Annotated in this window: 2 protein-coding genes; both read right to left on the bottom strand. The window is 39.2% G+C overall.

Features of this window, described 5'->3' with window-relative positions:
- Positions 1–309: 309 nt before the first annotated feature.
- Positions 310–759 carry a peptidoglycan-associated lipoprotein Pal gene (gene pal, locus KBF71_08970; protein ID MBP9878443.1) on the bottom strand — a complete coding sequence of 150 codons (450 nt, stop codon included), beginning with the start codon at positions 757–759 and terminating at the stop codon, positions 310–312.
- Between the two features lie 577 nt (positions 760–1,336).
- Complete coding sequence (locus KBF71_08965) at positions 1,337–2,878, bottom strand: MFS transporter (protein MBP9878442.1); 1,542 nt, start codon at positions 2,876–2,878, stop codon at positions 1,337–1,339.
- Positions 2,879–3,214 lie beyond the last annotated feature (336 nt).

The following is a 3,214-nucleotide window of genomic DNA, read 5'->3' as shown; positions in this document are numbered from 1 at the left end:
CTTAAGGGAAAAATCAGTCAAGGTCGAAGCCGACGGAGGAAGGAAACCTTTACTTATTTTTCCCTTAAGCTATAAAACAATCAAAAATGAAAATATATATTTGACATTTCTCATAGAAGCATTCCCGTCTTCCCCCTACGCCAAGGCTTCGGCCGACAGGTCGCGGGCATGACAAAAAAGGATACAACACCCGCCTTCTTCCTACGCCATCCATTTCCGCTAGGTTAGAACGAAACGATAGTCCCCCAATACAAAAACCCTCCCTGGCGTAACCAGGAAGGGTTTTCGAAATCGTTATAACAGTACTGATTAGTCAGTAATTGTTACGCCACGACGGTTTTGTTCCCATGCATTTTCGTTAGAATCTGCAAGTCTTGGGCGCTCTGCACCGTAGCTGATTGTTCTAAGTTGGCCACCAGAAACACCTTTAGATGCTAGGTAATGCTTCACAGCATTTGCACGACGCTCACCTAGAGCTAAGTTGTATTCACGTGTTCCGCGTTCGTCACAGTGACCTTCGATCATGACACCTTTGCCATTACCTTTAAGCCAATTTGCTTGTTTGTCAAGAACGTCTTTTGCTCTTGATTCGAGAGCTGAGCTATCGAAAGCAAAGTATACTGTTGAAGGAACACCTTCAGCTAAGTAGTCTTGAACACCTGACCAAGCATCCCATGAACCATCTTCATCGGCTGGTGAATATCCACAAGCAGTCACTAAGAAAAGTGTTGCTAATAATGTTACTATTTTGAGACGCATTTTCCCCTCATTCGTTATTTGTTATTTTTAATCTTTAGCATCTGCCAAAAGATATCGTTATTCTAACCAGAAATTTACCCGGTTGTAAACAGGATTAATCATAAGCGCTAAATATTAATAATTCCCTTACAAGAAATGTCACACTCTCACAAAGAGTATACATTAAAATAACAATATAAACAGATAGATAGAATATTTTTACTTTACAAATGACGCGCATTTAATGCAAAAAAAATCTCAAGATTATAAAAAAATAATCAAAAAGAGGAAAAAAAAGTTATCTACATTTATGGCATTCAAAAATGTGATTGCCCCATCAAAAACAACGACATAACATATCTTATTGTTTTTACTCACGTAATAAAAAAACTCACATCTTTTCAAGCACATGCTCAGCGACACTTATGACGCCTCTTTTTGCAGCAATCACAAAAAGATCATAGTTCATAGTGCCTTCGGTAAGTTCCCCCCAAAAAACCCACAAACTTATCCACACATTTTGGGGAAAAGTTTCATATTGACAAGTTCACGAAAGAGAATAACCGCCTTCTCTTTCGTTAACAACTCGTCAAAAAACTTAAGCAGCTTTTGGTTTTTTTGGTTTAACACGAATGAAATAGTAAGATCCCAAAGCGCCTAATAAGGCTAATACCATTGAAGCCATTTGAACATAAGACATTGCGTGCAAGAAACTGCCATCAATTAGCTGAAGAACCTTCGGTAAAATCTCAAGCGGAAAGCCTGTAAGGTGCTCAGGACTATATCTTGCTGATGTCGCAACTGTAAATAAAGTTCTTGTTTGCTCAGATGACAAGACAAAATCAGCACTCACTAATGACTGGGTCAAAAATCCTCTTGCAAGCCCAGTTAAAAGACTACTTGCAAAAATAACGCCGATTGTACATCCAACCAAGGCAGACATGGCAAAAATTCCTGCTGCTGTACTCACATCCTTTTCATCCACAGATTGCATCATGATTGCATTGACCGGAGACAAACTAAGACCAAATCCAAGTCCGACCAAAAGGAAAGCAGAGATAATTTGAGTCAAAGAACTCGATCCATCAAAGAAGAGCGTTATGCTTAAGCCCGCAAACAACAAAAGCATGCCACCGACAAGAGGAATCCGTCCATCAACCAAATCAACAAGCTTGCCCCCTAAAGGAGAGAAAAGCCCGAAGCTCAATGTCATGGACAAGAAAATATAGCCTGCAATTTTGGCATCATAATCAAGGATATTTTGAAGATATAGGCCCATCAATACGATAAATGATGAAAAGATGAGCTCAAAAACAAAAACACCACCAACACACCCAAGATAAGTCTTGTTCTTGAAGAATGAAAATGGAATCATTTGTTCAGCCTTACCGCGTTGCTGTTTTCCAAAAAGATAAAGCGCACCAAAACCAAAAGCCATGAGAACATATAGATAGACAGAATCAATACCCCAAGCCTCTGCTTGATTAAAGGCGATCATCAAAAAAACCAATCCAATTGCCAAAAGCCCAGCACCTACATGATCAACTTTGTTCTCAGAAACCAATTTTGGCTCTTTATCAACAACCAGCAAAATGACTGCAATTACAATGAGTCCCAATGGGATATTTACAAAAAAGATCCAGTCCCAGCCCAAATATGACAGAATCAAACCACCAAAACTTGGCCCTGTTGCAAGACCTAAGCCAGCAGCTCCCCCAAGAACACCAATCACGAAACCTTGTTTTTCAGGAGGCGCTGTCATGAAAACCAATGAGTAGATCGGAGGCACAAAAAGTGCACCACCAATACCCTGAAGAACACGACCCGCAATCAGAATATACGGATCCGCAGAAAGACCAATGATGGCAGATGCAATCACAAAGATCCAAACACCATAAAGCAAAATGCGGCGTTTCCCATAGATATCCGCCATTTTACCGGCGAGAACAACAAAAGCACCCCATGAAAGCACATAGGCACTTAAAACCCACTGAACAGTGTTAAGCGGCGCTTCCATATCAGCAGCGATGCTGACCAAGGCTAGATTCACGGCTGTATAATCGACGTTAATCAAGAATACAAGCACGCTCAATGAAAATAAAATCCAAAAGGATTGAAAAGAAGATATAGATTTAGTCATGATAAACTCACTTTATTTATTTTATAGATCATTATAAAAGGCCTCTATAATAGCCATATCAAAGGGAAATTAGTAAAGTACTGAATCTTAAAGTCAGATACAAAAAAGCTTATTTAAAGCGCGCTAAAGACATTCATTTTATTTGCCTACATATTCATATAGGCAAATGCTAGCAGAGAACAAATCACAAAGCAACTGAATATTTGAAAATGTAGGAGCAAAATGATATTGTCCTGTTTGAGCAAGATAGAAATGTCCGCTTTTCAGTAGGAATTTTCTTTTAAACTTATCGAGAGTTTAGATGAAAGGGGTCCGAATGAATCACAGCATAAACAT

The organism is Alphaproteobacteria bacterium (genome assembly GCA_018063245.1).
Classification (GTDB): Bacteria; Pseudomonadota; Alphaproteobacteria; order JAGPBS01; family JAGPBS01; genus JAGPBS01.
The sequence above is the reverse complement of the archived record's forward strand: the minus strand, read 5'-3'. Positions and strand labels throughout refer to the sequence as shown.

What these genes read in the sequence shown, in the direction of transcription:
- pal (MBP9878443.1), bottom strand. Translation starts at nt 759, where the DNA reads ATGCGTCTCAAAATAGTAACATTATTAGCAACACTTTTCTTAGTGACT.
- KBF71_08965 (MBP9878442.1), bottom strand. Translation starts at nt 2,878, where the DNA reads ATGACTAAATCTATATCTTCTTTTCAATCCTTTTGGATTTTATTTTCA.